The 4536-nt window shown below is 29.5% G+C and carries 7 protein-coding genes; 1 reads left to right on the top strand and 6 read right to left on the bottom strand.

The window, feature by feature from the left end:
- Positions 1 to 131: 131 nt before the first annotated feature.
- From Q0C58_RS11835 to Q0C58_RS11860, 6 genes are all read right to left on the bottom strand, one after another.
- Entirely contained in the window at positions 132 to 740 is a 609-nt protein-coding gene (locus tag Q0C58_RS11835) for a TIGR04282 family arsenosugar biosynthesis glycosyltransferase (RefSeq protein WP_290701843.1), read from the bottom strand.
- A complete protein-coding gene (locus tag Q0C58_RS11840; RefSeq protein ID WP_290701845.1) occupies positions 740 to 1261 on the bottom strand; it encodes a rhodanese-like domain-containing protein in 522 nt (173 codons plus the stop codon). Before Q0C58_RS11840 ends, Q0C58_RS11835 begins: the two co-directional genes overlap by 1 nt.
- Before the next feature lie 286 nt (positions 1262 to 1547).
- The gene (gene arsS, locus Q0C58_RS11845; RefSeq protein WP_290701847.1) at positions 1548 to 2612 is read right to left on the bottom strand and encodes an arsenosugar biosynthesis radical SAM (seleno)protein ArsS; all 1065 of its coding nucleotides are present in this window, start codon (positions 2610 to 2612) and stop codon (positions 1548 to 1550) included.
- Positions 2613 to 2705: 93 nt separating this feature from the next.
- Positions 2706 to 3041: an arsenosugar biosynthesis-associated peroxidase-like protein gene (locus Q0C58_RS11850; protein WP_290701850.1), complete on the bottom strand. Its 336-nt coding sequence runs from the start codon at positions 3039 to 3041 to the stop codon at positions 2706 to 2708.
- 129 nt (positions 3042 to 3170) lie between these two features.
- On the bottom strand, positions 3171 to 3395 hold the full coding sequence (locus tag Q0C58_RS11855; RefSeq protein ID WP_290701852.1) for a hypothetical protein: 225 nt from the start codon (positions 3393 to 3395) through the stop codon (positions 3171 to 3173).
- A 134-nt stretch (positions 3396 to 3529) separates the two neighbouring features.
- A complete protein-coding gene (locus tag Q0C58_RS11860; RefSeq protein ID WP_290701855.1) occupies positions 3530 to 3754 on the bottom strand; it encodes a hypothetical protein in 225 nt (74 codons plus the stop codon).
- Positions 3755 to 4243: 489 nt separating this feature from the next.
- On the opposite strand from Q0C58_RS11860, the gene Q0C58_RS11865 reads away from it, so the two are divergent.
- Positions 4244 to 4536 (top strand): dihydroxy-acid dehydratase (locus tag Q0C58_RS11865; RefSeq protein ID WP_290701858.1); only part of this gene is annotated, 293 nt, incomplete at its 3' end.

The following is a 4536-nucleotide window of genomic DNA, read 5'->3' on the forward strand; positions in this document are numbered from 1 at the left end:
AATATTATACGATGTAATGCTACTGTTGTTGCCAAAATTAGATACAGTAGTAGTGCATTGTGCAGCAACAAACTGAGAAGTTAAAACTAAGGTTAAGATTAAAAGTAATTTTGTTTTCATATTAAGTTGTTTTAGTAATTATTTAAATAAGGTTTAAAAACGGTGTAAGGTACTAAATCTTCGACATAGTCTATGTCGTTAAGTTTATTTAAAACATACACACTATTGTCGTTTAATTTTAAAATTGTTTGTTTGTAAACTGTTTCTGTTCCCCAATTTTCTATTTTAAAAACCGAAGGATGTAAAGTTTTCATCCCTAAAAGGTAGTAGCCACCATCTTCTGCAGGACCTATGACGTTGTCATTTTGGTCTAGTTTTTTAAAGGCTTTAGTTATTGTTTCAGCATTTAAGTCGTATAAATCACTACCAACAATAATAATTTTTTCGTAACCTTTTTTAAAACCATTATCAAAAGCATTATACATACGTTCTCCCAAATCATCTCCAAATTGCTGATGTTTTGAGAAAAATTTAGGGTTCCAAATATCGTTTTCTCTAACTTTAACAGAATAATAAACAGCCTTGTCGCAATCTAATTTTAAAAGTACATTTTTAGTATGTTCTAATAATAGTTTGTAAACTTCTAAAGCTGATGCCTCTCCAATACCTTTAGCTAAACGCGATTTAACTTTGCCCAGTTCTGGGTTTCTGGTAAATGTTATAATGAGGTTTTTATGCATTAATTTTTATTTTCTTCTTTTTTATCAGCTTCATAAACTTTTTTGCCTTTTTCTAACCACTTACTCCAAGCTTTATTAAAAGTATGCACTTTTTCTGTTTCTTTTTCTTCGGAATCGATAACGCTAAAATCTTTGTTCTTCCATTCAAATATACCACCATAAAGATTGAAAACACGTGTGTATCCAGCTTTTTTTAGCTTTTCGCCAACTGTTTCACTTCTTATACCTAAAGAGCAATATACTACTATTTTTTCATTTTTATTAGGGTATTGTTTTTCAACTGAAGCAATATCAAATGCATCATATCCAACTAAAACAGCATCTTTAATGTGGCTTACGTTATATTCTTTAGGTTCGCGAGAATCTAGAATAATAGCCTTTGTTTTTGGCATTGCTAATTCCTCTACAGAAATATAAGGCACACCATTATCGTTATGTTTTTTTAGTAAATCGTCTAGTGTTTTTTGTGCAAAAACTTGACTAGAAAAGAAAGTAAGAAGTATTATTAGTACGTATTTCATAGTGGTCTAAAATAATGATTTTATAGAATAATTCCAAAACTTTGCAAGGCTCTCTCTAAAGTAGATAAAAATCCCTTCAATAAAAATGTTTTGTAATTAATTAGAAATATTTACTTTATATGAAACTTGTAAACAATACTTTTATTTTTAAAGTTTTAGATAATTTAATCTTTACGTTTAAGTTTCCATTAAATAAAATATAACCTTCTAAAGTAACAACGTTCAAATAATTTTTAACAGTCTAAATTTCTTTATCTAAGTTATCTAAAATCGCATGCTTTTTGTATTAAGCTACAACACCTTGGCAGCTACTCCCAGCTCCTGCTGTACAACCATAGCAATGTTGAGAAATTACAATATTTCTGCCTTCTAATAATTCTTCTTTATAATCGCTAATGTGTTTAGACTTACTATTCACCGGTAATGCTAGCATTTGGTTAAAATCACAGTCAAACAAATAGCCATCCCAACTAACAGAAAGCGTATTGGTACACATAACGTTTTCAACAGCTGCTGGATTATAGGCGTCTACTAAAGCGTGCATATAATCTTCGTAATTTTCTGATGCTATTAAATAGTCTAGAAAACGAGCAATTGGGAGATTTGTAATAGCGAATAAATTATGGAATTGTATATTAAAATCTTCTAATAAAGCTTTTTTAAAATCCTTTTCCATTGTTGCTTGGTCACCTGGTAAGTATGCTCCGTTTGGATTGTAAACAAGGTCTAATTTTAAATCACTTCCTGGCATACCATAGCCGCGTTCGTTTAATTCTTGTAAAGCTTTTATAGACATGTCAAAAACACCTTCGCCACGTTGTTTGTCTGTTTTTCCTCTTGTCCAATGTGGCATAGAAGATACCACATGAATATTATGTTTTTTAAAGAAATCTGGTAAATCGTAATACTTTTTGTTAGCACGAATAATGGTTAGATTAGAACGTACAATAAAATCTTTTACACCAACTTTAGAAGCTTCTTCAACAAACCATCTAAAATGAGGGTTCATTTCTGGTGCTCCTCCTGTTAAATCTAATGTGTGTGCTCCAGTTGTTTTTATAACATCTAGAATTTGTTGCATAGTGTCACGCGTCATAATCTCCTTTCTGTCTGGACCTGCATCTACATGGCAATGCTCACATACTTGGTTACACATGTAGCCAACATTAATTTGAAGAATTTCAAGTTTTTTTGCTTTTAAAGGAAACTGATTAGTTTCTGAAATTTTATCTTTAAACGTTGGTAATTCTCCATCTGCAAAAATTCCGTTTGATAAAATTTCTAATTGCCTATTGCTATTTGCTAAATCGCTATCTCTTTTTTGTAACGATTGTGTTTTTAATTTACCCATTCTTGATTTTTACTAAACTATTTACGTAAGATTTGAGGTTATAGTTTTGTGTTTTATAAATGCAAAAAACAGATGCTTAATTAAGCATCATATTTACATTTCTAATTTATTCACTTTATTCATCATTTGTACGCCATGCACAAGAGTTGCACCACTTTTTATTGCAGCTCCTACATGTAAGGCCTCCATCATCTCTTCTTTTGTTATACCACGTTGTAAGCCGTCTTTGGTGTAAGCATCGATGCAATAAGGACATTGTTCTGTATGTGCTACTGCTAATGCTATTAGTGATTTTTCGCGAGCAGTAAGTGTTCCTTCTTCAAATACTTTTCCATAGTAGTCAAAAAATTTATCACCCAATTCCTGATTCCATTCACTAATTTTTCCAAATTTTCTAAGATCTGCTGGATCGTAATATGTTTTGCTCATTTAAGTTTTAATTTGTGCTAAGATGTAAATCTATGTACTATTGTCGTGTTTATGTATTGGTACTAACAAAAAATGGATTTAACTTTAAGAACAAAGTTAAATCCATTTATAAATTTAATAATTTTCTTACTAAGAAGACGGTCTTCCTTTAAGACGTTTTTCGATTTTTTGCTTTTTTTCTGTTACTCTTTTCATAACATCCATTAGCTTTTCATCTTTGCTCTCTTTGTAAAATTCGTTGATGCCTAATATTATAGCTTTTGCCTTTCTAGACGCTTTAACACGATCACTAGTTGACATGTTGCTCATTTTCATATCCTCGAATTCTTGAGCTTCGGTTAATAGAGTTTCCATATATTCTTTATTATTAAACGACAAAATAACTAAATGAATTTGATTTTCTAATAATTAAATCATAAATATTTTCGATAGGTCTATTTAAAGGTCTAATAATTAATATATTAAAGGAGTATTATAAAATTACTATTTTATGTAGTTGGTCTTCCTTTAAGGCGTTTTTCGATTTTTTTCTTTTTATCTGTCAGCCTTTTCATTACATCCATTAAATTTTCATCTTTATTTTTTTTATAAAATTCATTTATGCTTAAAATTAAAGATTTCGCTTTTCTTGAGGCTTTAACCCTATCACTTGTAGACATGTGACTCATTTTCATGTTTTCAAACTCTAGTGCTTCTTCTAATAATAAATCCATAATATTTTGTTTAATATTTATTAAATATAATTAAACAAAGATGATTTTTATTAAATGTTCTATAACTATTTCTGATTTATTAATCATTAAAATCAATTCTACTAAATAATTATGGGTAAAAACGAAAAGTTTTAGCCTACATTTTTTAATTGTAAATAAAAATCAATAACAAAATTGAGAGGATGTTAATCTATTTTAAAATCAAAATATTTGTCTTTAGGTTAATGTTTAGGATTGTGAAAAAGTGGCGCTAAACCAAGAAAAATAATTTTAGTAGAAATCATTCTAACGAAGGTTGGAGACTTTTAAGAGTGAATTAGAATTTTAATCAAAAAAACAACGCTTTTGAACATCATATAAGTTGTTGTTTAATTGTCTAAAAACCAATTCATTAAGATAGGTTTTTTAGTATTGAATTTAGAGTGAAATAAAGAATAATACAAAATAGAAGAAATCAAACAAGTATTTTGGATGCTGTTAAAATATTTTATGACTCAATTAAACAAGTACAGTAAAACAGTTACACAAGATCCAACGCAACCAGCAGCACACGCAATGTTACATGCTATTGGATTAACAAAAAAAGATTTTTTCAAACCAATTATAGGTATTGCAAGTACAGGTTACGAAGGTAATCCATGCAACATGCACCTCAATGACTTAGCAAAACTGGTTAAAGAAGGTACCAAGAATGAAGATGTTATTGGATTAATATTCAACACCATTGGTGTGAGTGATGGTATTTCTATGGGAACACCAGGAATGCGTTACTCTTTACCATC

It is taken from the genome of Lacinutrix sp., assembly GCF_023299985.1.
Taxonomy (GTDB): domain Bacteria; phylum Bacteroidota; class Bacteroidia; order Flavobacteriales; family Flavobacteriaceae; genus Lacinutrix.